26 protein-coding genes and 1 riboswitch are annotated in these 22315 nt (G+C 41.6%); of the genes, 15 read left to right on the forward strand and 11 right to left on the reverse strand.

Translation table 11 applies throughout. The features are described 5' to 3' along the window. The first annotated feature begins 522 nt into the window (after positions 1-522). From mreB to ACFQWC_RS19635, 6 genes are all read left to right on the forward strand, one after another. Positions 523-1533: a rod shape-determining protein gene (gene mreB, locus ACFQWC_RS19610; RefSeq protein ID WP_299744126.1), complete on the forward strand. Its 1011-nt coding sequence runs from the start codon at positions 523-525 to the stop codon at positions 1531-1533. 69 nt (positions 1534-1602) lie between these two features. Further along, entirely contained in the window at positions 1603-2448 is an 846-nt protein-coding gene (locus ACFQWC_RS19615; RefSeq protein ID WP_377108865.1) for a flagellar hook-basal body protein, read from the forward strand. A 61-nt stretch (positions 2449-2509) separates the two neighbouring features. After that, entirely contained in the window at positions 2510-3352 is an 843-nt protein-coding gene (locus ACFQWC_RS19620; RefSeq protein WP_377108866.1) for a flagellar hook-basal body protein, read from the forward strand. 15 nt (positions 3353-3367) lie between these two features. Then, a complete protein-coding gene (locus ACFQWC_RS19625; RefSeq protein WP_299744135.1) occupies positions 3368-3646 on the forward strand; it encodes a DNA-directed RNA polymerase subunit beta in 279 nt (92 codons plus the stop codon). Positions 3647-4049: 403 nt separating this feature from the next. Beyond that, positions 4050-4484 (forward strand): 3-hydroxyacyl-ACP dehydratase FabZ, encoded by a 435-nt coding sequence (gene fabZ, locus ACFQWC_RS19630; RefSeq protein WP_377108867.1) that lies wholly within the window; start codon positions 4050-4052, stop codon positions 4482-4484. Positions 4485-4687: 203 nt separating this feature from the next. Further along, positions 4688-4981, forward strand: coding sequence for a hypothetical protein (locus ACFQWC_RS19635; protein ID WP_377108868.1), 294 nt, complete (start codon positions 4688-4690; stop codon positions 4979-4981). Between the two features lie 34 nt (positions 4982-5015). Here ACFQWC_RS19635 and ACFQWC_RS19640 read toward each other — a convergent pair whose 3' ends face one another. Then, positions 5016-5609 carry a class D sortase gene (locus ACFQWC_RS19640; RefSeq protein ID WP_299744145.1) on the reverse strand — a complete coding sequence of 198 codons (594 nt, stop codon included), beginning with the start codon at positions 5607-5609 and terminating at the stop codon, positions 5016-5018. Then, the gene (locus ACFQWC_RS19645) at positions 5602-5931 is read right to left on the reverse strand and encodes an XRE family transcriptional regulator (protein ID WP_299744147.1); all 330 of its coding nucleotides are present in this window, start codon (positions 5929-5931) and stop codon (positions 5602-5604) included. The genes ACFQWC_RS19640 and ACFQWC_RS19645 overlap by 8 nt, the downstream gene beginning before the upstream one ends. A gap of 260 nt (positions 5932-6191) precedes the next feature. Here ACFQWC_RS19645 and ACFQWC_RS19650 point away from each other — a divergent pair, with 260 nt between their 5' ends. Both ACFQWC_RS19650 and ACFQWC_RS19655 read left to right on the forward strand, forming a co-directional pair. Further along, the gene (locus ACFQWC_RS19650; RefSeq protein WP_377108869.1) at positions 6192-6881 is read left to right on the forward strand and encodes a TasA family protein; all 690 of its coding nucleotides are present in this window, start codon (positions 6192-6194) and stop codon (positions 6879-6881) included. 386 nt (positions 6882-7267) lie between these two features. After that, positions 7268-7412, forward strand: a riboswitch (cyclic di-GMP riboswitch). Positions 7413-7445: 33 nt separating this feature from the next. Next, complete coding sequence (locus ACFQWC_RS19655; protein ID WP_299744151.1) at positions 7446-7583, forward strand: anti-repressor SinI family protein; 138 nt, start codon at positions 7446-7448, stop codon at positions 7581-7583. Between the two features lie 34 nt (positions 7584-7617). Here ACFQWC_RS19655 and ACFQWC_RS19660 read toward each other — a convergent pair whose 3' ends face one another. Together ACFQWC_RS19660 and ACFQWC_RS19665 are read right to left on the reverse strand one after the other, a co-directional pair. Then, a complete protein-coding gene (locus ACFQWC_RS19660) occupies positions 7618-7938 on the reverse strand; it encodes a helix-turn-helix domain-containing protein (protein ID WP_377108870.1) in 321 nt (106 codons plus the stop codon). A gap of 96 nt (positions 7939-8034) precedes the next feature. Continuing rightward, the gene (locus ACFQWC_RS19665) at positions 8035-8475 is read right to left on the reverse strand and encodes a YwpF-like family protein (protein WP_299744155.1); all 441 of its coding nucleotides are present in this window, start codon (positions 8473-8475) and stop codon (positions 8035-8037) included. 268 nt (positions 8476-8743) lie between these two features. On the opposite strand from ACFQWC_RS19665, the gene ACFQWC_RS19670 reads away from it, so the two are divergent. Together ACFQWC_RS19670 and ACFQWC_RS19675 are read left to right on the forward strand one after the other, a co-directional pair. After that, on the forward strand, positions 8744-9121 hold the full coding sequence (locus tag ACFQWC_RS19670) for a single-stranded DNA-binding protein (RefSeq protein WP_341357166.1): 378 nt from the start codon (positions 8744-8746) through the stop codon (positions 9119-9121). Positions 9122-9145: 24 nt separating this feature from the next. Further along, positions 9146-9319: a hypothetical protein gene (locus tag ACFQWC_RS19675; RefSeq protein WP_188048404.1), complete on the forward strand. Its 174-nt coding sequence runs from the start codon at positions 9146-9148 to the stop codon at positions 9317-9319. Positions 9320-9893: 574 nt separating this feature from the next. Here ACFQWC_RS19675 and ACFQWC_RS19680 read toward each other — a convergent pair. The 6 genes from ACFQWC_RS19680 to ACFQWC_RS19705 all read right to left on the reverse strand — a co-directional run bounded on the left by ACFQWC_RS19680 (position 9894) and on the right by ACFQWC_RS19705 (position 18795). Further along, positions 9894-12719 (reverse strand): DEAD/DEAH box helicase, encoded by a 2826-nt coding sequence (locus tag ACFQWC_RS19680; RefSeq protein ID WP_377108871.1) that lies wholly within the window; start codon positions 12717-12719, stop codon positions 9894-9896. Beyond that, positions 12712-14355, reverse strand: a complete 1644-nt coding sequence (locus ACFQWC_RS19685) for an SWIM zinc finger family protein (protein WP_377108872.1) — start codon at positions 14353-14355, stop codon at positions 12712-12714. Before ACFQWC_RS19685 ends, ACFQWC_RS19680 begins: the two co-directional genes overlap by 8 nt. A 490-nt stretch (positions 14356-14845) precedes the next feature. Beyond that, entirely contained in the window at positions 14846-16465 is a 1620-nt protein-coding gene (locus tag ACFQWC_RS19690; RefSeq protein ID WP_377108873.1) for an alkaline phosphatase, read from the reverse strand. 148 nt (positions 16466-16613) lie between these two features. Further along, the gene (locus ACFQWC_RS19695; RefSeq protein ID WP_377108874.1) at positions 16614-17852 is read right to left on the reverse strand and encodes an efflux RND transporter periplasmic adaptor subunit; all 1239 of its coding nucleotides are present in this window, start codon (positions 17850-17852) and stop codon (positions 16614-16616) included. Between the two features lie 19 nt (positions 17853-17871). Continuing rightward, entirely contained in the window at positions 17872-18537 is a 666-nt protein-coding gene (locus ACFQWC_RS19700; RefSeq protein WP_377108875.1) for a hypothetical protein, read from the reverse strand. 129 nt (positions 18538-18666) lie between these two features. Beyond that, positions 18667-18795: a hypothetical protein gene (locus ACFQWC_RS19705; RefSeq protein ID WP_299744173.1), complete on the reverse strand. Its 129-nt coding sequence runs from the start codon at positions 18793-18795 to the stop codon at positions 18667-18669. Positions 18796-19077: 282 nt separating this feature from the next. Between ACFQWC_RS19705 and ACFQWC_RS19710 the strand changes: the two genes are divergently transcribed. Then, on the forward strand, positions 19078-19233 hold the full coding sequence (locus ACFQWC_RS19710; RefSeq protein WP_299744175.1) for a YwzD family small protein: 156 nt from the start codon (positions 19078-19080) through the stop codon (positions 19231-19233). A 144-nt stretch (positions 19234-19377) separates the two neighbouring features. Here the strand turns inward: ACFQWC_RS19710 and ACFQWC_RS19715 are convergent, their stop codons facing one another. Further along, the gene (locus ACFQWC_RS19715) at positions 19378-19791 is read right to left on the reverse strand and encodes a helix-turn-helix domain-containing protein (protein WP_299744177.1); all 414 of its coding nucleotides are present in this window, start codon (positions 19789-19791) and stop codon (positions 19378-19380) included. Between the two features lie 196 nt (positions 19792-19987). Here ACFQWC_RS19715 and ACFQWC_RS19720 point away from each other — a divergent pair, with 196 nt between their 5' ends. The 4 genes from ACFQWC_RS19720 (at position 19988) to hutP (ending at position 22233) form a co-directional block, all read left to right on the forward strand. After that, positions 19988-20206: a hypothetical protein gene (locus ACFQWC_RS19720; protein ID WP_299744179.1), complete on the forward strand. Its 219-nt coding sequence runs from the start codon at positions 19988-19990 to the stop codon at positions 20204-20206. A 156-nt stretch (positions 20207-20362) separates the two neighbouring features. After that, positions 20363-20956, forward strand: a complete 594-nt coding sequence (locus tag ACFQWC_RS19725) for a transposase (protein ID WP_299744181.1) — start codon at positions 20363-20365, stop codon at positions 20954-20956. Between the two features lie 90 nt (positions 20957-21046). After that, entirely contained in the window at positions 21047-21529 is a 483-nt protein-coding gene (locus ACFQWC_RS19730) for a hypothetical protein (RefSeq protein WP_299744183.1), read from the forward strand. Between the two features lie 257 nt (positions 21530-21786). Further along, positions 21787-22233, forward strand: coding sequence for a histidine utilization transcription antiterminator HutP (hutP, locus tag ACFQWC_RS19735; protein ID WP_299744185.1), 447 nt, complete (start codon positions 21787-21789; stop codon positions 22231-22233). Positions 22234-22315 lie beyond the last annotated feature (82 nt).

The following is a 22315-nucleotide window of genomic DNA, read 5'->3' on the forward strand; positions in this document are numbered from 1 at the left end:
CAAGCCCCAGAAAAATGGGTCACGCTTGGTGTGTTTTTGTTTTTTGAGGGAGGGAATGGCACGGTTATTTCTAGCGACTTTGTCTGATGAATTTTCGAGTTTTTTTAACAGTTGAATTTCTATTGTATTATGCCTGTTAGAAATCCGTGAAAATTAACAGACAAATTTATGGATTATTTTAACTGTTAAACAAAGAACTGATTGTACCAGATACAAAACCCCTGGAATGTACCAGGCACAAAACTCCTCAATTGTACCAGGTACAACCACCCCAATCCCACCCCAACTTCACCAAACCTTAACATCCCTGTAACATTTCCCCTCCTAAATCCCTATACTTTTCCAAATAAATAACAATATCAATACATTTTTTTGACATACAATACCTACATTCGACATATTTATGGTAAAATAATTAATTAGGTGAAAGTTTTGCCTTAACGTTTTTACGTAATGACATAAAGATGAAACTATAGATGAAAATGATGATGAATTTGTAGAAGAAGAAGGGAGAAACACAAGATGTTCGCGAAAGATATTGGGATTGATCTTGGTACAGCTAATGTTTTAATTCATGTTAAAGGAAAAGGGATTGTTTTGAATGAGCCATCGGTTGTGGCTTTGGACAAGAATACAGGTAAAGTATTAGCAGTAGGAGAGGAAGCGCGTCGTATGGTTGGGCGTACTCCTGGAAACATTGTGGCGACTCGTCCGTTAAAAGACGGGGTTATTGCTGACTTTGATGTAACAGAAGCGATGCTGAAGCATTTTATCAATAAATTGAATGTAAAAGGGTTTCTTTCTAAGCCAAGAATCTTGATTTGCTGCCCAACGAACATCACGAGCGTCGAGCAAAAGGCAATCAGGGAAGCGGCTGAAAAGAGCGGTGGAAAGAAGATTTACTTAGAAGAAGAACCGAAAGTGGCAGCCATTGGAGCAGGGATGGATATCTTCAATCCTACCGGAAACATGGTCGTTGACATCGGTGGAGGAACAACGGACGTAGCGGTTCTTTCCATGGGGGACATCGTGACGAGTCAGTCCATTAAAATGGCCGGAGATAAGTTTGATCACGAAATCCTGAACTATATTAAAAAAGAGTACAAGCTTCTCATCGGGGAACGTACTGCTGAAGATATCAAGGTGAATATTGGTACGGTATTCTCAGAAACATTTGATGAAGAGCGTAAGGAAATGAGTATTCGCGGTCGTGACATGGTATCAGGTCTTCCACGCACCATTACCGTGACTTCCACGGAAATTGAAGGGGCTCTTCGAGAATCAGTGGCAGTCATTGTACAGGCTGCTAAAAATGTTCTTGAGAAGACTCCGCCAGAATTATCAGCGGACATTATTGACCGAGGAGTCATTTTAACAGGCGGGGGCGCACTTCTTCACGGAATGGATACCCTTCTTGCAGAAGAACTGAAAGTACCAGTACTGATAGCTGAAAACCCTATGGATTGTGTAGCGGTTGGAACCGGATTAATGCTTGAAAATATCGATAAAATTTCAAGAAGACGAATTGGATAACTTTCTCTTATAAAAATATGTCACCATTCATCCGATATAAAAACGGTAAACAGTTATGAGGTGAAAAACATGTTTCGCGGATTTTATACAGTAGCATCAGGAATGCTTTCTCAACAACGCAAGACTGAAATGTTAACGAACAATATGTCGAATGCGAATACCCCTGGCTACAAAGCGGATCAGGCATCGATGCGGGCATTTCCCAAAATGCTCCTCGAACGCATGGATTCTACATCCATCCCGACAGAGAAAGCACTCTCCCTTCCTTTTAATCATAAGGTCGGAGCTCTCAATACGGGTGTGTATATGCAAGAGGCGATTCCTTCTTTTCTTCAGGGAGACCTTCAGGAAACAGGAAGAAACCTGGACATTGCACTACTGGACGTGTCCGTGTCCATGCCGACAAATGAGGAAACAGGATCGGTTGGATCCGTTTTTCTCACGGTGGAAGGTGCGGATGGGAATCCTCGCTATACACGAAACGGCAATCTGACTTTGAATGGGAACGGTTTTTTAACGACGAACAGTGGTTTTTATATTCTGGATGATAATGGTGAGCGTATTCGATTGGACAGTGAACGGTTCACTATTGGGGAAAAAGGGCAGATTGTAGCCGGTGAAAACATCGTGGCTTCTTTAGGCGTCGGCTATTCAGACAATCCCAATCGACTTGTGAAACAGGGAGATGGATTATTTACGACAGAAGGCAATGTGCCTCTTCCAAATGCTTATGAAGAAAACGATGTATCTTTTACCACCAAGCAGGGTTTCCTTGAGCGCTCTAATGTGGATGCTTCCCGCACGATGACGGATATGTTATCAGCGTACAGAGCCTTTGAAGCAAATCAAAAAGTCCTTCAAGCGTATGATCGGAGTATGGAAAAAGCAGCCAATGAAATCGGACGTGTCAACTGATAGTTAAAGATTGTAAATGAATTTCGCCACTGAATACCTTATAATAGGGGGGAAACATGTCATGAATCGAATGATGATTACAGCAACCAACACATTAGGTCAATTGCAGAAACAAATGGACATGATTGGTCATAATCTGTCGAACGCAGATACAAATGGATACAAGCGACGTGAAGCGACATTCTCTGAGCTTCTTGTGCAGCAGGTTAAGAATCAGCGTGTAGATAAGTTTGAAACGGGCAGGCTTACCCCTCTAGGAGTAAGGGAAGGCAGTGGTGCAATGCTTTCACAATCTCAACTGATCTTAAACCAGGGATCGTTGAAATCAACGGGTCGCCAACTGGATTTTGCTTTAACAAGTGAGGGACAGTTTTTTAAAGTCCTAGCTCAAGGTGACAACGGTGGTGCAGTGCGCTTTACGAGAGACGGGGCATTCTTTGTCAGTTCAACCGGGAATGGCGAAGCGATGCTTGTAAACGGGAGCGGCTTGCCAATCCTGGATGAGAATGATGACTTTATTACATTTTCTGAAGAGGCGTCTTCTTTTCAGTTAGGGGATAACGGCATCCTGACGGTTACGGATTCTGGCGGCGGTCAACAGCAATTCAATATGGGAATTGTCACGGTTGAAAAGCCTCAATTCCTTCAGCAGTTTGGAGGTAATCTGTTAGGTTTCGCAGAGAACCTGGCCGGGCTTGGTGTTACGGAGGATGAAGTGGTAACGAACGTCGTTGGAGGAGCACGAACTGATATTTCAATGATCCAGAATTCATTAGAGGCATCGAACGTTGATATCAGTAAAGAAATGACGGACATGCTGAATGTCCAACGATCATATCAATTTCAGGCCCGCTCGATCTCCCTTGCAGATCAAATGATGGGTCTTGTAAATGGGATACGCTAAAAGGAGTTAAATGCTATGAGTGAAAAAGAGCTACTACAAGAAGAGAAAACGACAAGAGAATCAGTAAAAACAGAAAAAAAAGCGAAGCAAAAGGACGAAACCAAACCGACGCGCTGGGTGCGTGTACGCATGCTACCGATTTGGCTGAGAATCCTTCTGTTTATCCTTCTTCTTGCAGGAAGTCTCGTACTGGGTGCCGTCATTGGCTTCGCAGGCATCGGAGACGGCAAAGCAGCCGACGTATTCAAAGCAGAAACCTGGCAGCACATCATCGACATCGTCAAAAAAAATTAACTCATTGAGAACCTTTTGAGGGACGGACCTCGAAATATTTAGCTTATGGCAAAGATTCCTGAAATCTCGGGGTTTCATTGTGATGAAGCTTGGTATTCGAGGTCCGTCCCTTTCAAAAAGCAGAAAACCTGCCAATAGATCATCGCCAGTGTCATCGAAAATAACGAAAATATTCGAAGGATTGCACTCTTTGTATATAGAGGCGATCCTTTTTCTACGGGGTTTAGATTTAGTGGATCTGGGGACGGACCTTGAATTTGCAATTCTCCATGAAAGAACCCCGACTCCATAGCTTTTAAAGCAGATGTGCAGTTTTGGGAGGTCCGTCCCTCTCCAAGTTGCCTTTATACAATCAATTTAGATACAATAAGGTGTACATACATATTGGTAGGAGGAATTTTGAATGCTTGATATTAATCAGATTAAAGAAATCATTCCCCATCGTTATCCGTTTTTGTTGGTGGATAGGATCCTTGAAGTGGAAGAAGGCAAGAAAGCGATTGGGATTAAGAATGTGACGGCGAATGAGGAGTTCTTCAATGGACATTTTCCTGAATATCCTGTTATGCCAGGTGTGCTGATTGTTGAGGCGCTGGCTCAGGTTGGAGCTGTTGCCATGCTGAAAGTGGAAGATAACCGTGGACGTTTAGCCTTCTTTACAGGCATTGATAAATGTCGTTTCAAGCGTCAAGTAAAGCCGGGAGACCAGCTGAGACTTGAAGTGGAAATGATCCGTTTTAAAGGACCGATCGGTAAAGGAAAAGGCGTGGCGACTGTTGATGGTGAGGTTGCCTGCGAATTGGAAATGATGTTTGCTCTGGGAGATAAACAAGAATAGTCAATATGTAAACTGGGTTTGGAGTGATTTCGTTCACTTCAGGCCCAGTTTTCTGTTAAATCACTTTCACGCTTCTCAAATATAATTTCTCCAAAAAATTGCTCTCAAAATGCAAGTTAATTCATTTTCAGGGAATGCTAACGAAAGACCAAAGTAACGGTCTTACATTAACTAACGTACACGTTAGAAAGGAGTAATACATCATGAGCAAAAAATTACTTTCAATTCTTGGTGGATCAGCACTTGCTGCCATGCTTCTTGTAGGATGTAACGCAGACCAGGAGCCTCCTCCGGAAGATGAGGCACCAACGGAAGAAGAAATGCCGGAAGATGACGGCATGAATGAGAATGACGATATGGGTAATAACGAAATGGATGAGTCCCAAGATAAGAACGAGCCAGGGGACAAAGATGCAGCGAAGGATGAAAACACGCCTGAAGAAGACGCTGTAGAAGATGATCTAGATATGCAAGATCAGGATAATAAGGACGAGTAGTAGTGGGGCGCAGAGGCTATTAGCTTTCTGCGCTTTAATTTACTTTTCGGGCATTGATGATGTAACGCTCTTCTGTACTTGAAAGGTATTCGAATGGATAGCATGTGGAAAGGGTGAGGATTTCTTCTGGAGAGGTTGGCTCAAGGACGGAAAGATCAGTCTCATCCACAATGAACGTTTCATATATCTCATATTCATATACACCAGTCTTCAACTGAATAGATAAGGTATCCCCTTTTCTTAGCTCCCCCATTTGTTTGAACACGGTATCCCGGTGACCAGCAAGAAAAATTCGGTCTTGTTGCCCAGGAAGTTTAGTTGTTGAGACGTGACCAACTCCTCTTTCTAAGTCCTCTTCATGGGTACCTGAGATGATTGGAACTTCACGCCCTAATTTTGGGATATTTAAAAGCCCTATCACATCACCGGTTTCAAAGTGATATTCCATTTTGACTGATTCTAGACTTCCGGAATTCTCCTCAGAATCTTTTAGAACCAAACTCTTCGCCTCTTTTAAAGAATCCATCTGAGCCTCTTCCTGCTTATTCATTTCCGAAATAGCGAGAACGGAACAACCTATTCCTATTAATAGAAGAATGGATCCAGTAACTAATAGTAGTCTATTCATTGTTATGCTTACTCCTTTTATATTGTACAAAAGAAAGGAAGTCATGAAATTCTTCCTTGGTTAAACCGTGCTCAATAGCATGTTCAAGAGGTTCAATCCACTCTTCACCAAGAATAATTACTTTATTATGCGCAGAGGTTATATTTTCTAAAGAAGTATCCAAAGTAAGTGCAATTTTTTTTAATACCTTAATAGAGGGGTTTTTCTGCAGCCCCCTTTCTATGGAGCTAATGTAAGACTTAGAAACATTAGAATGTAATGCTAATTCATTAATTGTTAAACCTTTCTGCTCACGCAGATTCTTAATCCGCTCACCTACCATGAATATTACTCCCTTTATAACAGTTTAATTCATTATATAGAACAAAATGTATTTTATAAAATACAAAAAAGTTAATAAAACAAAGCAATTTTGAGAGAATGACCGATAATTGCTCATTAGAGTTGTGTATTGGATGTATTTGAGGATTTCAAATTAAGAATTTGAATCTTATAATGAATTAATAAGTTCTTTAAAAAGAACAAAACAGTAACAATCAACATTAATTAAGTATATATTCATATATTATAGGGGATGAAAATATGAATTCTAAAAAACTAATCATTTTATTTACTGTAGTTTTCATTTATTCAGGATTAGTGAATATACAAAAGGCTACAGCGAACGAAATAGATCTGATAGTTATCCCTGATGAAGTATTTCTTTTTAAAATAGATAATATGAAACCTGGGGATTGGACGGAAAAAACGTTAACGATTAAAAATGGAGGAACTGAAGACATAAGCTATACTTTTCAAGTAAACAGTAAGCAACCTGATAAGAAGCTTTTTAATGAATTAGATTTAATGGTTTATACGGATAGTTCATCAAATTTACTATTTGATGATAAACTAAAAAATTTCAACGGATTTTCACCGAAATTATTGAAAAAAGGTGAAAGGAAAGATTTAATGTTTTCAATTATGATTCCCTATGAACTGGGGAACGAGTATCAAAATACTTCAGCACTATTTGAGATCATTATATCGGCAGAATCCAATTTAGCCCCACAGCCTTCAGAAGATACTGATTCTACCACACCAATTATTGATAGGTCAGAATCAGATAAAAGCACATTTCCTTCAAAACCACTATCATCAAAGGGATTGAATTTACCAAATACTGCGACCGATATGTATAAATTACTATTTTTAGGGATTTCCTTTATTACTGCAGGGTTACTTTTAATATTTCTAAATAGATTTATACGAAAAAAGAAAGAGACATATTAATAAGAGGTGATGTTATGTACAAAAAAACCTGCAACCGCTGTACCAGACCATCCTACAGTAGTACTGAATCGGGCGAATGGATCTGCCCCACATGCGGATTTGACTTATCTAACCATGCGTTCTATAATCCTAGTAATTACCAAAGTATTAATGAAAAAGTCCTCCCTTTAAGAAAAAAGCTGGAAAGCTATAAAAATAGCATGTATTCGTAGTTTTACGACAAATACTAACAAGATATTCTAATAAAAAGACGCTTAATATTTTGATATTGTCAGAATATGGGTTAAAGTGTAGGAAAAAAGTGTAAATTAAATTGACGGAATTGACAAAAAACAACAAATGAAAGGAACTTTTATTAGTATAATCGAAGTAGTTCGAAGGGAAGAGTCAGATAAAGGCAAACTTATTGAAAGATGAGGACGCAAAGTCACAGATCTAAGGTTATAGAGTAGGCATATCTTCACAAACATGTTGAATATATGAATGTAGAAGGTGTGGTTATTTGAGAACTATGATGGCTGGATTGCCTGGAATACATACATGTATTTTGGGAGGGTATTTATATTGACAAATCGTGAACTTGATCTTGAATGGATGGAACTTATCAAACAAGCACTGGACGCCGGAATTTCTAAAAAAGAAATCAGAGAATTTCTTCATAATCAATCCCAGGAAATGAAAGCCGAGTACAAAGTGATTTAATATAAATAAAGTCTTGCGAGCCGATCGCAAGACTTTATTTATTACCTAATTTCCATTTGTTAAATTCAATGAACTCACGGAACTGCTCTTTTGAAATACCGGAATCCATAGCTTCTTCCGCAATTTTGAGCCACTCATGGTCGATATTCTGATTTTCTGATTGATCATGTAATAGAGCATCCATCGGAATTCCTAAAGCAGCTGACACTTTTTCAAGAAATTGGATAGATGGATTTTGTTGAAGGTTGCGTTCTATTGAGCTTAAATATGACTTAGCGACACCGGCTTTTTCAGCAAGCTCTGTCATAGACATTCTTTTTTCTTGTCGGTATTTCTTTACTCTTTCTCCGATCACAAGGGACACCTACCTAAGAACTTCATAACTGAAGTCACAAAAATTAATTTCATTATATCATAAAAATTCACATGGATATTACATAATTTCGTATAATTAAACACTAGGTTTAGCAGTGGCCGGAATACGCGGTTTCGATACCATTTTCTCACGGAATTCGCGAATGAGTTCTTCTCCTGAGTATCCTTTTTGAACTAAGTCGTCTAACAGTAATTCAGCATATTCGTTGCGCTGTTTCTTCAATTTCCCCTCAAACATAATGCTAATATGGTCATCCATCTCTTTAATACAACGGATGGATGTCATGAAAGCAGCCGGGTCATTGGCTTTATGAGAAATGACGACTTGGATTTCCAAATCTTCCTTCCTTTGTTGAGCCTCTTGAAAGAATTCAATATATTCATTCGACAAATATGTTTCGACGAGCCATGTACTCTGTCCATCTTCTTTATTTATAATCAGACCGTCCACAATTTCAAAGTCACGCAGTTCATCGTTTTCCACTACTTGAAGTGAAATAACTTTAAAGGTTTTCATGAACGAACATCTCCCATTTAAAGGTTTTATAAAATTATATCATAGTAGGAATTGTTTCCCTAACAAATTCCTCGATGAAAAAAAGAACGAAAGATGCAATTTTGTGATTTTGACCCCGCTTTTTAGTAAAAAACAGAAAATCTCCCTAGGGGAATTTCGGAAATTCAAGCCATTTTCGCCTCGAATTTCGGAAATTTACGATTTTACAACATAGGAGAGATGGTTGTAAGATGAAAACACCTTAAGAGAAAGGAGGGAACGAAGCGAATTGATCAACCAAGTGACCATCGTCGGAAGGCTGACCAAAGATCCTGAAGCAAGAAAGACATTGGAAGGAAAATCGATACTTAACGCTACAATAGCTGTGAATCGTAACTACAAGAATCAAAAAGGCCAAATTGATACAGACTTCGTACTCTGTACCGTTTGGAACCGGGCTGCAGACAATATGGAGAAATACTGCCGAAAGGGATCTGTCGTTGGAGTGACGGGTCGCATACAAACCCGTCATTATGAGAATGATCAGGGAAAGCGTACGTATGTAACGGAAGTCGTCGCTGAAAATGTCAGATTTATGGACAGTAAGCGGGAGCCTGTAAATGCTTCAGAGACAAGCAAGAAAGAAACAATCGAATTACCGTTCTAATATTTTTATAAGGGAGATGGAGTTGTGGCCACACTGCAAGATCTTGAACAAAGAATCGACAGAATGGAAAAGTTAACAGAAGACCTCATCAAAAAAGTAGCAAGAGCGAACGTCGAAAATTTCTATCTATCTCAACGGGTGACAGCCCTTGAGCAAGGATACGAGTACCCGAATCCAGTTTTGAAAACCTCATCATAAGTAAAACACCCTCATCGAGAATTCTTTCCATACGAACAATCCAACCAACCTAATAAGCAGCTGTCTCAAATGCCAATGGTCACCGCAACATGCCTCAAACCTACCTCATTAGAAATAAACATGTGTAGCAGTGAGTAAGAAAGTAGTCGTTCCCCTTAATGTCTTCATATTGAGTCGGTCTCCTTTTGGGGGCCGGCGTTTTTTTGCTTGGCAAAGAGTGCGATTGTATTAGACCTTCGCTTGTGGTGAACGATAATGATTCCAGTTGTTCACATTTTGGCACGTGTTTTGTGGAAAGTGCCTCAACAAAGTTAAAAAGAGGCACAGCAAAGTCCAAAAGCGGCACAAGTTTGCTCGGAAGCGGCACAACAAAACGAATCTGTATACAAAAAACGCATTTTTTACAATTATATTTGTAAAAAAAGACCAAAAAAACATCACACCAAACCCTAATTTGTCAAAACCCTTTTAAAATAACCCCATTAGCTACTATTAAAACGCCAGCACACTCAATTTCACATGCCACACCTACCAAAAAACCCCTTTCCCACAAAAGGAAAGAGGTCACCTACAACTATTCCAACACCAACAATGACTCCAGATCCTGATTAGACAATTCCGTAACCCACTGATCACTGCGGATAATTTCATCATTCAATGCCTGTTTTTTCATTAGCATGGCATCGATTTTTTCTTCAAGTGTCCCTGAAGAGACAAGTTTATGAACATGAACGAATCGCTGCTGTCCGATTCGATAGGCACGGTCGGTTGCCTGGTTTTCTACCGCCGGATTCCACCAGCGGTCGTAGTGGACGACGTGGTTGGCTGCGGTCAGGTTCAATCCGGTTCCGCCGGCTTTCAATGAAAGCAGGAATACTGGGAATTCACCATTTTGGAATTTCTCCACGAGTTCATCCCGTTTTCCTTTTGCCATGCTGCCGTTCAGGAATGGGACATCAACGTTGAATTCTTCTTTCATCACTTCCTGGATCATTTCGCCCATTGAAATATATTGCGTGAAGATCAGGCATGCTTCACCGGATTCCAGTGCAGTTTCTATGATATCCTTCAGCTTCTGCATTTTTTCAGAGCGGGAGAGAATCGATTTAGGATCCGGTTCCTTTAAGTAGAGCGCAGGGTGGTTACATAACTGCTTCAGCTGGTTAAGCATTTGCAGTATTAATCCTTTGCGCTCAAATCCACTCAATGTTTCAATTTTAGCAAGAGTGTCTTTTACCAGCTGCTCATAGAGTGCTGCCTGCTCAGCGGTCAGGTGACAATATTCTTTCTGTTCCAGTTTTTCAGGCAGGTTTAATTCCACCTCAGGATCTTTCTTCGTACGACGCAATAAGAACGGCTTGATTTTTGCCTGAAGCTCTTTGACTTTTTCTTCGGATTCATCCTTTTCAATGGGAGCAATATAGTTTTTCTGATACTGCGTGAAACCACCGAGGTACCCGTGGTTAAGGAAATCAAAGATGGACCACAGCTCCGATAATCGGTTTTCCATCGGGGTCCCGGTGAGCGCAATATGATGCTTACCGCTGAGTTTACGGATCGCCCTGGATTGTTTCGTATTGGCATTCTTGATATTTTGTGCTTCGTCGAGGGAAATCGATGTCCAGACGACTTCCGATAGTTCTTCAAAGTCGATGTGGGACAAGCCGTAAGAGGTGAGGACCACATCGACACCTTTGATCTCCTTGGCAAATTGTTCGCCTTTCGCCCGGTTCGGTCCATAATGAAGGTGGACCTTCAAATCAGGAGCAAATTTCTCCAACTCCCGCTGCCAGTTTCCGAGAACGGAGGTAGGGGCAACGATTAGGGAAGGGGTATCCGGATTCTCGGTTTCTTTTACATGCTGCAAATACGTGATCAGCTGTACGGTTTTTCCGAGTCCCATGTCATCAGCAAGACAAGCGCCAAAGCCGAATTTTCGTAAAAAGAGCATCCAGCTCATTCCAAGCTGCTGGTAAGGACGGAGCTCGCCGATAAACGCGTCAGGTGTTTCCGTTAAAGGAATCGATGACACATTTGTCAGCTGGTGAATCATCTTTTTCATTGACCGATTGAGTTCAAGCTGGATCCTGGCATATTTATAAGGATCATGCTCGTCGTCATCGGGCTCCAGGTCCGATTCATCCGAATCGCGGGGAACAAGTTCCTGCTCCAGCATATCCTGGATCGAAATCCCTTCTTGCTTCGCTTTCGTCATCATTTGCTGAATCCTTCTAATCATAGCGGGATCAAGCTTCATCCACTGACCGCGAATCTTCACCAAGCGGCGCTGATTATCGACAAGCTGATTAAAGTCATCCTCTGACAGATTGACTCCGTTCATGGATAATCGCCAGTCGAAATCAAGCATGGCATTCAGGCCAACGAAGGATTTACGATAGCTTGTGTCCGTGTTCTTCAGCTTTGCTTTTACCAGCACCTGAGCATCCTTCATCGCTTCCCACCAGGACGGAAGGAGGATTTCAATGTCCAGGTCGATGAGTTTCTCACTTAGTACGGATAGGAAATCCCAAGCATCGTGCTCACCAAGAGCTGTTCGTAATGAACCGTCCGTATCGCGGAGGATCGGCATCATCTTCATCCACCGTTCTTGTTCTTCGGATACATCAGGCAGATGCTTTTTCCAGGAAGGAGGGACTGTGTCTTCAGCCAGTGAAATGACGCGATTCGTTTTCTTGCGGTCTCTTAAAATCGTCTCAAGCTCCCAGGACTCATCCTCATCAAGAGGCTCAGAGATCCTCAGACCGATCGAAAACGGAAGTTCTTCATCCTCACCGGCAATCCATTCACTCCAACGTTTCTCATCAAAATACGCATCCAGCTCTTCAGACGTAAGCGTGCTTTCCTTCAGCTTCTGAATCCGCTTCATCGCACTCGATCCGCCCGAAGCCATCGCCTCATTCAACGCACCTTGAAACCAAGTTTCGGTGAGATTTTTGAGGGACGGACCTCCATCAGGAAGCTCTTCCTTCCAGAACTCATCATTAAAATTCGACCAGACCTCATCGGGGATATGAAACTGCAGTCCTTTTTCCTGCCATTCCTCGAAGCGGGGCAGCCAGCGACCGGCTTCCACTGCCTCGTAAATCACAGGAGCAATCGCAATACACGCCTGCCCGGTTTCGTCCCAGTCCCATTGGATCATGCTGCTGAAATGCTCACCGGCAAGCAACGTAAGAAGCTGCCACTGAGTCACGGCAACCCCATTTGTGGAATCCTCGAGAAGAGTCCCGTAGAAACTCTCTTCATGCCAAAGAAACAGCTGACTCTTCCATTCCTTTGGAGCCAGAAGCTCTCCTTCTTCGTTTACGGCTGTGATGAAGAAACGGTCTTCATATTCAGTTGTGTTGACGTTGATCTTTACGGAAGACAGTTTAAGCATCGATTAACTTACCCTTTCTGCACTCTTCTTGGAACGCACGTAATCGCTTGTATTTATCTAAAATATAGGTGAGATAAGCATCCCATTTTTCGGTTTTCTTCGTTTTTTTATAAATCGTCCGGATCTTCTTCATATAGCGGACCGCCTGCTTATAGCTGTCTCGATTCTTCTGATCAATTGCATCCATGACCCCTGAATAATAGATGGGCAGTGCGAGTTCAGGTGCTTCCTTCGTCACATCGCGGAGTCCCATGCCTTCCATCTCCTGAATGCTGTAGCTCATGTATTTTTGCAGTTCGACCCATTCACGATAAGCCTTCGCGCTAATGAGGTACTCATTGTACGAGAAGAAGCTGTACGGAAGCATGGATAGAAGGAGTTCATTCACAAGGGAACTGTCCTTTTCCATCAGCCAATCCATCGGCAGGATCCGCACAAACCAGCGAACGAATCGGGTCGCTTCATAATAATCGAGGGTTTCCAAGTGATCTGGCATCCTGGATAAAATATTGCGTACCAGGAAGAAACCGACTTCGTAACGCTTCCCGACAAAAAATTTACGCAGCCAGAATTCACTGAACGCGACCAGTTCGGTACCGAGTTCATCCACCACTTCACTCGCCTTGTTCAAATCTTCGAGGAGTAAATATTGATGGAGGATGGCGATGGTGTAAAAAGTGGAGTCCTGCCCGCTGCTTTCTTCTAAACGAGCAACCTCTTCACGGCGCCACGACTTCTGTTTGAATAAGTAGTACCATAAGAAGCGGTACACTTCGGCTTTCATCATCGTACTATTTTCTGTAGAGTCACTCATCTCGATCGCCTGCTTTTTCAAAAAGGCAATGTACGGGTCAAAGCTGAATGGCATGGCATGAATCGACAGTTTTTCAACCGCGTCTTCCATTTCGCCTAGTAGAAAATCATACATACTGTACTGCTCGCGGCTCAGCTCGACATTCCTTTTTTGTAAATACAGATCGATATGTATGGACAAATAAAAGGTAGCAAACAGCTGATATAGCGGCTTCCACTCCCGTTCGAATGGTGCTTCCTTCATGAATCGCTTCGTAATATTTTGAACGAGGACATCCATCAAATAGGGCTGTCTTTCAAGTAACTCCAAGTCTTCCTGCTTCAGAAGAGAGTCAAAGAATTGCCACCATTCCTCAGGCGTGTTTCCCCGCGTTTTCCGTTCGTTTAATAGATCGCTTGCTTTCCGGAGAGCACCCGTACTGCTGTGTTTCTTCAATAAGTCATCCAAAGACCGGGTTTCCTGACTGGCAGGCTGGGACTGACTCCGCCAATTCTGAATCCACTCACTGACCCGCCCAACCTTGTTATATAGCATAAAAAAGGTCGCCATTTGATGCCGGCACCAACTACCTTGAGGACACGAGCACTTACTTAAAAGGGGAAACGAAAAATTCAGCTCGAGTGTCACAGGCGTCACATCCTGCACCTCAGCCGACACTTCCTCATCCCGGACCTTTACGTTCGAAACCAGATTCTGACGGAACAAAAGAAGCCCCTTCGAAACGACATTCTTGCTCTCATCCTGATTCGGGTCCAGCTGACCCTGTATCGACTGACTCATGGGAAGTAACTTATCCTTCAACTCCTGAATACGAATCGACATCAACCAACCTCTCCAATCTATAAAATCGCATTCTTTTATTATAACGCAAAAGGAGGGGGAAAAGGAACATGGGGCGGGGGAAGTAGTGGAAGAGGATGAGGTGAGGGAGTAGGAGTTTGTCGAATTGTGTAGTGAGTCGGGGCTGGTGACTGGTATGTGTGGTTTGATGACAGAGTGGGGGTTGGACGCTTGGGACTTGGGAGGGCGGGTCGATAATATATTTAGAAACGATAATAAAATGGGCGAAGTCGATAATAAATCGTGAAAGTCGATAATATAATGGTCCCAACTCGATAATAAAATTTGAAACTGAGTAAAAAACTACAAAAAGTTGCCTGACACCAGTCGTTGGAGGCCGATTTGAAAATAAAAAGTGTGTTTTTGAAAATAACTCCGGAAATTTGAAAATAAAACGCCAAAATTGAAAACAAACCGGCACAAATTGAAAATAAAACGCGAGAATCAACACAAAGCCTCCCAAATCCCCGCCTTACTCCTCCACATGCACAAAAAAAGTCTCCCCATCATACACATTTACGCTCTTCAGCCTCACTTTTTCACCATTTCTCCAATAAAAATCCTTATTTTCAGGAAAACGCAGCTCTTCATCCCCACGCTTCACCACCATCTCGGGATTTTTCGAGGTCCGTCCCTCGATCGTCACGTCAAAACCTCTTTCACGATAATATTCCGCAGCATCCACGTACCAGGAGGCAAATTCTCCGGAGGTTAATGAAAATCCCAGATACGTAGAAATCGCTCTGGGTATGTCCGTATTTTCAATAAGACCGACAGGCTTCCCAGGGCCATACGAATATAAAAAGACATCTTCACCAGTATGGCCATGTGTGGTAAAACCAAGATTAGCCCGCTTCGCCAGCAGCTTCACCATTTCATCCTCTAAATTTTTCACTTTTTTAGAGGCATCCTCCATCGCACAGAATTCTTTTTTACTCAATTTCCCCAACCCATAGTTTGAAAGGACCTCTTTTAAATTTGAACGATCCTCCTTAAGTTGAGAAACAGCGCCTTTAACAGTAAGATCAGCTTTCTTCAATGGCTCCACAAACTTCTCGACAGGCTGGCTTTTATAATTCTTATTCGTACCCTGATTCCCAAGGGTCAGCCCGCTATTGCCGTGGTCGGTCACGGCTACCACCATCGTATTACCGTCCTCGCGGGCGAATGCCAAAGCTTCTCGGATGGCGTCATCAAAGCTCAAGACCTCGCTGATCATCCCTACAGGATCATTTTTATGAGCGGCCCAATCCACCTTGCTGCCTTCGACCATCAAGAAGAACCCCTTCTCACTTTGAGAAAGTCTGTCGATTGCCGCCCCCGTCATCTCCGCAAGGGAAGGTTCATCAGGCTTCAACGTCTTTCGGTCCAGTTCATAGGCGATATCTTCTTCGGCAAACGCCCCCCACAGTTTGGACGATCCTGCCCTGTTTAGAAGTCCGTCCCTCTTCAGAACCAAATCGTAACCGGCTGAGCCGATGATCTTTACTAAGTTTTCTCCGTCTTCACGACTGACTTCTTTCGTTTTAAGCATGCCGTCATCGTTCTTGACGTGGTCTTTGGATTTTGGCTTCAGCCAGGCGGCACCTCCACCTAAGATAACGTCGAGATCCTGGTACACCTGCTGTTCTCCGATATCTCCAAATTCATCCCGATTCAGGGTATGGGAGGTGAAGGCAGCCGGAGTGGCATGCTGAACAGGGGAGGTGGAGACGATGCCAGTCGCGTAGCCGGAGAGCTTGGCCGCTTCAAGCACTGTCAGAACAGGACGCCCATCAGGGTTCATTCCGATATAATCAGCTTTTGTTTTCACACCTGTGGCCATAGCCGATCCAGCAGCTGCGGAATCTGTAATCGCCGACTGAGCAGAATAGGTCCGGACACCACCCGTTAAAATGCGATCTAATTGAAGGTCCGTCCCTCGGTACCAACGCGACAACGTGACGATGTCGGAGTTGGTGCCGTCCATGATCATGAGGATGACGTTTTTCTTGGGTGGGTTTGGGGCTGCGAATAGGCAGGTGGATGGGAAGGAAAATGCCAGGAGGGAAAGAAGGAGTGTGAGGATGATGAGGCGTTTGAGTGTTTTCATGGTGAGCGCTCCTTTTCATTAGTGATTAACCAATAGTATTTGTTGGTTGAGAAGGAGTATGTATAGAAAAATGAATCTTCCTCATGGACATGAATTCATCAAAAAAGTCGCATCGAAACCATTCCGGCTTCAAATGCGACTAATCCCTTTATTTTCTCTCCAATATTCCAACCAGCAGATTTTCTAAAACCGTCGGTCGGTCTACTTTCTTCAAATCACGCAACCTGATCCGATTCCAGTCAATCCCCGTTATGAAAGGAGTACCATTTTCTAAAGCAGGAATGTCACCGGGATAAACAATGTAGTATTCCCCGGCCTTTACGCCTGACTTGATTTGTTGCTGTCCATTTACTTGGAGCCCTGTTTCAACTTTTCGCTGTTCAACGGTTCCTTTTTTAGTAAGAATCCAGATGAATGTAGAAGAGCCTTCTTTTTCAATCGCAGTAACAGGCACGACAAATGCACCTTTTACTTCCTCCGTGATGATCGACAGGAAAACATGATGACCTGGAAGAAGCTTATTTTCAGCGTCTTGAAGTTTCACTTCTACAGGATACATGCTGTCCGTTTGCAAGTGTGGATTATTTTTTGGGAGGGTGGCCACTTTGGTCACGATTCCTTTTTGAGTCTTTTTCTCAATGTCGGATTGAACAATCGCGCTCATATTTTCTTCCACGGTTACGATTTCTTTTTCCGTAAGATCAGTCGTTACGATGGTGGACTGTGAGGCAATCGTAATCAATGGGTTATCTATCGCATGTGAAAGTTCCTTGATCGTCCCGTCCACACTGCTTTGAACCGTTAACGTTGTTTCATACGATTCAATATCAGAAATTTGGCGCTCAAGATTATCGATTTGATTTTCTAAACGGTCAATTTCTAATTCTTTAGCCGTAATTTCTTTTTTTATATCGTACTCCGACTGAAGCGCACTTGCATCAATCGGAATTTCTTTATCGTCTGTTGAAGTGGAAGGGAGGGACGATTCCAGACTTTCCAAATCATCGATGTTGTCTTCAATACTATCAATCTCATCTTCCAATTGTTCCACTTCTGACTCGAGAACGCTTTTTTGCTGAGTTTGATCCGTTACTTCGTATTCATAAAGTGGCGTTCCGGATTTCACCTGGTCACCCTCTTTAACCAGGAATTTCTTGAAGGAGCCAAATTTGTCGTTAAAATAGATGTAATTTTCTTCTTCAGCTGTCACGACACCCGGTTTCGGAAGCTCTTTAACCAGATCGTCTTTTCCGCTGATTTCCCAATTGGCTACCCGGACTTCGCGGTCGACCTTGCTGTTCGCTTTTTCAATGAGATATGTATTCGCACCAACAAATAAGAGGGAGAGTGTTAAAGTGCTATAAAAAATAGTTTTTCTATTCATCATGTTCACAGCCTTTAGATAGTTAAATTAAGGTTGATATGTTTAAGAAAGCGAGTAGTGCGTTAAGAGACCACAGGAATAGATTGGTCAAGAGAATCACTAACCAGATGATCCAGTTTTTTTGATTGGTCAACTGTTTGATGCCTTTGTATTGAATGTAGAAAACCCAAACTTTAAAAAGGGAGAAGCTTCCCATTAAATAGATCACATACGATTTTGACGTTAAATATTGAGTAATTACCCCTAAGGAGAGTGGTGAAGAGTACCATTCAAGTGAAAAGAATAGGGATAATGGTATATAGGTGAGTTTTTCTAATAATAAAATGATTAAGACCAGACCTTGAGTGATAACCAGTTTACGGTATTCTCCCTCATTGGAAATGGTCCAGAAAATTAATGATGAAAAAAAGAGGATGATGGCCGCATAAAGCATTCCGGCTATAAGCCTGCCTAAGAAAAATAAAAATTTCTCCAACTCGAATACAGTTGGGGATAGCTTTGTCAATTCTTTAGACAAAGGGTCCATTCCTATTCCGAAAGACGAGATCAAACCGAATATAACAATGGATAATAAGAAGAGAAATGAGACGCGTTTCTTATACCCTTTTAATTCCTCCATCTCATTAAGTTGATAAAAGAAGATTGATGGCTGTTTCAAACCCCTGAATAGTCTGACTTCTCTATGCATAAAATGTTGTCCTCCAGCTTGAATAGATTCCACCTCTTATTCTATCGAAAATCATCGAACTTTTCCATAAATTGTAGAACGAATTGAGAAATAAAATAAAAAAGCGTCGAATGGACGCTTTTGGTATGCTTATGCTTGATAAGTTAAGTAGGTAGTCCCTGCAATTAGTAGAATCGTAATAATAACGAAACTTACGTATGTAACTACTTTCTGTGTTTTCTTCTTTCTCATTGCCTCTTCCGGCGTTAAAAATGCCATTCTAAATTTCCCCCTTTTCCCGACTTGAAGCTGCTAAACAATAACGAACGTATGTATATTTTTTTTGACGAACGCTAATTTTTCCCCATACCAACATTTTATCGGAAATATATGCTAAGTTTTAATAGGTCTTATAACCTATTTATTTTGAACTGTGTCGAAAAATATTTTGTAGAATCTTGTATATATATGGTAATATAACTAGTAATTGATGTTTGAACTTCCGTCTAATAGTGTAATAAAGTGATAGAAACTGTTTTATATAGTAGGAGGTTGTCTTTTTTGAAAGGAAACGTGAGCAAGGAACAATACGTTCTCTCTGTTATCCAGAAAGCTTATGACAAAGGTCAGCAAGGCGATATGGATACAGACAAAATGATCGATTGGCTGAAACAGGAATTACAAACTGGATATACTTTAAACCAAAAAGCGCTGTAGAATCCTTGATGGGAATCTCAGCGCTTTTTGTTGTCTTTATTGGGGACGGACCTTCATTAATAGAACAATTTAGATAAAATGCCGTTCTCTTCATATTTATTATTCTAGTCGGGGTTTCTCGAGGTCCGTCCCTCTCGAAATGCTTTACCAATCCTTCATCGTCTGATACAGGTGATTGACCTGGGTAATGAATTTTTCTTTGCGTTTCTCTGTGAAGTAGGTGAGGGAGGATAGGGTACGTTTGAATTTGGGGAAATCCTGAAGAATCTTCAGGATTTCCCTGTTTTCTTCATCTTCGAAGTTTTCTCTTAGAATCATGGGATTGTGACTATTACCAAGACCGCCACTTTCCTCGCCATACATAATCCGGTTCATTTCATGGGTAGGAATCATATAGACTTCTTTAAAGGTAAGGATCATTTTATACGGGGTGTCCCTTGTGCCATTTTCATAGTTCGATAACGTACTCTGATTGATATTTAAACGAATGGCTGCTTCTCTCTGAGTAAGCTCCAATACGTCATTCCGATAATGCTTTAACTCTAATTGTAAGTCCATTCTCTTCACCGACTATCCCTTTTTTCTTCAAGATAAAGGTTTTAAAAGCCATCAATGGTAAATTACACAATTTGAAATACTAGTATTGATTACGAATATAAAAAATTTGGAAAAAGTATACAAATTTACATTAGAACGTATTAAAATGTAAATATAATTGTAATTTTGTCGAATTGGGGTAAAGGTGGAAGATAGAATGGGAGATTCGAACAAAGGGAGAAAGATTCACGCCACATATATAGAAGGAAAGACACCCAGTTTAACAGGAAAGGTCAAATGGATCCGTTTGAAGGCAGAGTCAAACCTGGTCTTCAGTACCAAACACAACGGTAAACAGCGTGTGATCTACTATTCTCAAAATAGCTTTACCAGCGGGGAAACGAGCAGAAGAGATTATCTACTAATAGAAGAATAAAGATGAGGGACGTACCTCTAATTCTGAAATTGAAGACAAGCGGCCTGATTTAACGTCTACTGTGAATTTTCAGAGGTCCGTCCCTCAAAAAAAAGAGGATTTTGCGGAGTTGTGTCGAATAGGTTAGTGTACGAAATTGAGAGAAGGAGTGATGTTATGGTACGAATGCCTCGGGATTGGTGTCCGGGAGCCACTTATCATGTGACAGCAAGAGGGAACCGGAAGCAAGACTTGTTTCATGACATTGAAGACCGAAAGAAGTATTTATCCTATTTGCAGGATACGAAAGAAAAGTTTCCTTTTACCATCCACGCTTATTGTTTAATGTCCAACCACATTCATCTTCTGATCGAAACCCACGATGTTCCACTCGAACAGATCTTCAGAATCCTTCATACCCGTTATGCCATTTATTTCAATAAAAAGTATGACTATGTCGGACATGTTTTTCAAGGAAGATATGGGTCAACCAAGATTGATACCCCTGCCTATTTCATTAAGGTCAGCAGGTATATTCACCAAAATCCTGTCAAAGCAAAACTCACTGTCGTCCCCGAGTATTACCCCTGGAGCAGCTACCCCTCATACGTTCATTCCATCGACAATCCGCTTCTTTCAAAGGAGAGGACACTGGCCTATTTTCCAGATTCAGAAGTGAAGCTTTATAAAGAATATGTAGACAAAGAAGAAGAGAAGGAAGGCCTAAATAAGGAATTTGACGAAAATACAATTAAAATTGTAAAAAAATAAAATATTTTTGTAAAAATATAAAGGAAATTAGATGTTTATGTCGAAATTCATGTTTATAGGACCAAATTCCTACACTGAGGAGGAGAAAATATGAAAAAAGACTTTATATTGGTGTTTGAGGATTTTCACGTTTCACAGAGGAGTATCAGGAAATCCAAAAAGCACTTAGTTGTGTTTCAAGGTCAGCTTTATTACAACAAGCTCGTTGTCGTGAATCGTCCCCCAGGGTTTTCCCATGCATTAGAAAGCATCATGTACTCTGATAAGATACTTGAAACCTATGGATTTTCGACTTTGTTTGCCGTTCCGATTGACAAGGATCATTCAATCCCGTTTAAGTTTGTTCGCATAGATGACAGGGAACCAAGGGATTGTAAGATTGTGCTGGAGAAGCGGAATGGAGTGGAGAAGTTAAATATCAAGCCTTTGTATACGATGGATGATCCGATTTCACAGGAGGATAAACATGACATATTATCCTATCTCAGCATGAAAAGTGATGAAGGCACGGTCACTTATCTCATGAACAATCCCCAAGTGTTCAAAGGGAAAGGTAAAAAACAAGAAGAGTAAAGGAGGAATGAGGCGAACCTAAACTGAATAGGTACGTCTTTTTTAATTTTTGAGGGACGGACCTCCAATGTTAAAACTAGGGAACACTTCATCTGTTCCTACCTGATATGCCCTCCAAAACCCTTTACCACGCTACCAAACTACCTCTCTAAGTTTCTAAAATCAGCACTTTTTTCGTTGACCTCTTACCGGTCAGACCATACAATATAAGTAGTTATTAGTATTTTTAGAATTTTCATGTAAGGTGCGAATGCCACTTGGATAAGACAGATCATACTCGTATCGGAAAGAATGCCATGCTACTTCTTCTCGTAGAAAGGGATGAAGAAGAGTGGAATCGTCATTTCAATGAACTGAATTGGAGTTACTGCACCGGGAAAATCGGATCCATGGACAGTCAAAAAATCGTGGCTGCGATTGAAACAGCAGCAAAACGAAGTGATCTCGTCCGGGAAGATTTGTACCGGGAAATGCATGCCTTATACCACGCCATCATGGAGGCATTAACGGGTGTGACCCGCGGCCATACGCAATTGGGTGAGATTCTGCGCACCGTGGGATTGCGCTTTTCGGTTGTAAGGGGCACTCCATATGAGAGTGAAGAGGAAGGCGAATGGATAGCGGTTGCTTTATACGGGACGATTGGTGCGCCCATTAAGGGGCTTGAGCACGAGACAATCGGACTTGGAATTAATCATATTTAAATAATCTAGAGCCTAGAGATATTAGTTGAAAGGAGGCTCGACCAACGGCAGAAGTCTGTCTTTGGTCGAGCCTCTTTTTGTG

It is taken from the genome of Rossellomorea sp. GCM10028870 (genome assembly GCF_042666755.1).
Classification (GTDB): Bacteria; Bacillota; Bacilli; order Bacillales; family Bacillaceae_B; genus Rossellomorea.

Bases quoted from the DNA above. Each gene is read 5' to 3' on its own strand.
- mreB (WP_299744126.1), top strand. From the start codon at position 523: ATGTTCGCGAAAGATATTGGGATTGATCTTGGTACAGCTAATGTTTTA.
- ACFQWC_RS19615 (WP_377108865.1), top strand. From the start codon at position 1,603: ATGTTTCGCGGATTTTATACAGTAGCATCAGGAATGCTTTCTCAACAA.
- ACFQWC_RS19620 (WP_377108866.1), top strand. From the start codon at position 2,510: ATGAATCGAATGATGATTACAGCAACCAACACATTAGGTCAATTGCAG.
- ACFQWC_RS19625 (WP_299744135.1), top strand. From the start codon at position 3,368: ATGAGTGAAAAAGAGCTACTACAAGAAGAGAAAACGACAAGAGAATCA.
- fabZ (WP_377108867.1), top strand. From the start codon at position 4,050: ATGCTTGATATTAATCAGATTAAAGAAATCATTCCCCATCGTTATCCG.
- ACFQWC_RS19635 (WP_377108868.1), top strand. From the start codon at position 4,688: ATGAGCAAAAAATTACTTTCAATTCTTGGTGGATCAGCACTTGCTGCC.
- ACFQWC_RS19640 (WP_299744145.1), bottom strand. From the start codon at position 5,609: ATGAATAGACTACTATTAGTTACTGGATCCATTCTTCTATTAATAGGA.
- ACFQWC_RS19645 (WP_299744147.1), bottom strand. From the start codon at position 5,931: ATGGTAGGTGAGCGGATTAAGAATCTGCGTGAGCAGAAAGGTTTAACA.
- ACFQWC_RS19650 (WP_377108869.1), top strand. From the start codon at position 6,192: ATGAATTCTAAAAAACTAATCATTTTATTTACTGTAGTTTTCATTTAT.
- ACFQWC_RS19665 (WP_299744155.1), bottom strand. From the start codon at position 8,475: ATGAAAACCTTTAAAGTTATTTCACTTCAAGTAGTGGAAAACGATGAA.
- ACFQWC_RS19680 (WP_377108871.1), bottom strand. From the start codon at position 12,719: ATGCTTAAACTGTCTTCCGTAAAGATCAACGTCAACACAACTGAATAT.
- ACFQWC_RS19685 (WP_377108872.1), bottom strand. From the start codon at position 14,355: ATGTCGATTCGTATTCAGGAGTTGAAGGATAAGTTACTTCCCATGAGT.
- ACFQWC_RS19690 (WP_377108873.1), bottom strand. From the start codon at position 16,465: ATGAAAACACTCAAACGCCTCATCATCCTCACACTCCTTCTTTCCCTC.
- ACFQWC_RS19695 (WP_377108874.1), bottom strand. From the start codon at position 17,852: ATGATGAATAGAAAAACTATTTTTTATAGCACTTTAACACTCTCCCTC.
- ACFQWC_RS19700 (WP_377108875.1), bottom strand. From the start codon at position 18,537: ATGCATAGAGAAGTCAGACTATTCAGGGGTTTGAAACAGCCATCAATC.
- ACFQWC_RS19705 (WP_299744173.1), bottom strand. From the start codon at position 18,795: ATGGCATTTTTAACGCCGGAAGAGGCAATGAGAAAGAAGAAAACACAG.
- ACFQWC_RS19715 (WP_299744177.1), bottom strand. From the start codon at position 19,791: ATGGACTTACAATTAGAGTTAAAGCATTATCGGAATGACGTATTGGAG.
- ACFQWC_RS19720 (WP_299744179.1), top strand. From the start codon at position 19,988: ATGGGAGATTCGAACAAAGGGAGAAAGATTCACGCCACATATATAGAA.
- ACFQWC_RS19725 (WP_299744181.1), top strand. From the start codon at position 20,363: ATGGTACGAATGCCTCGGGATTGGTGTCCGGGAGCCACTTATCATGTG.
- ACFQWC_RS19730 (WP_299744183.1), top strand. From the start codon at position 21,047: ATGAAAAAAGACTTTATATTGGTGTTTGAGGATTTTCACGTTTCACAG.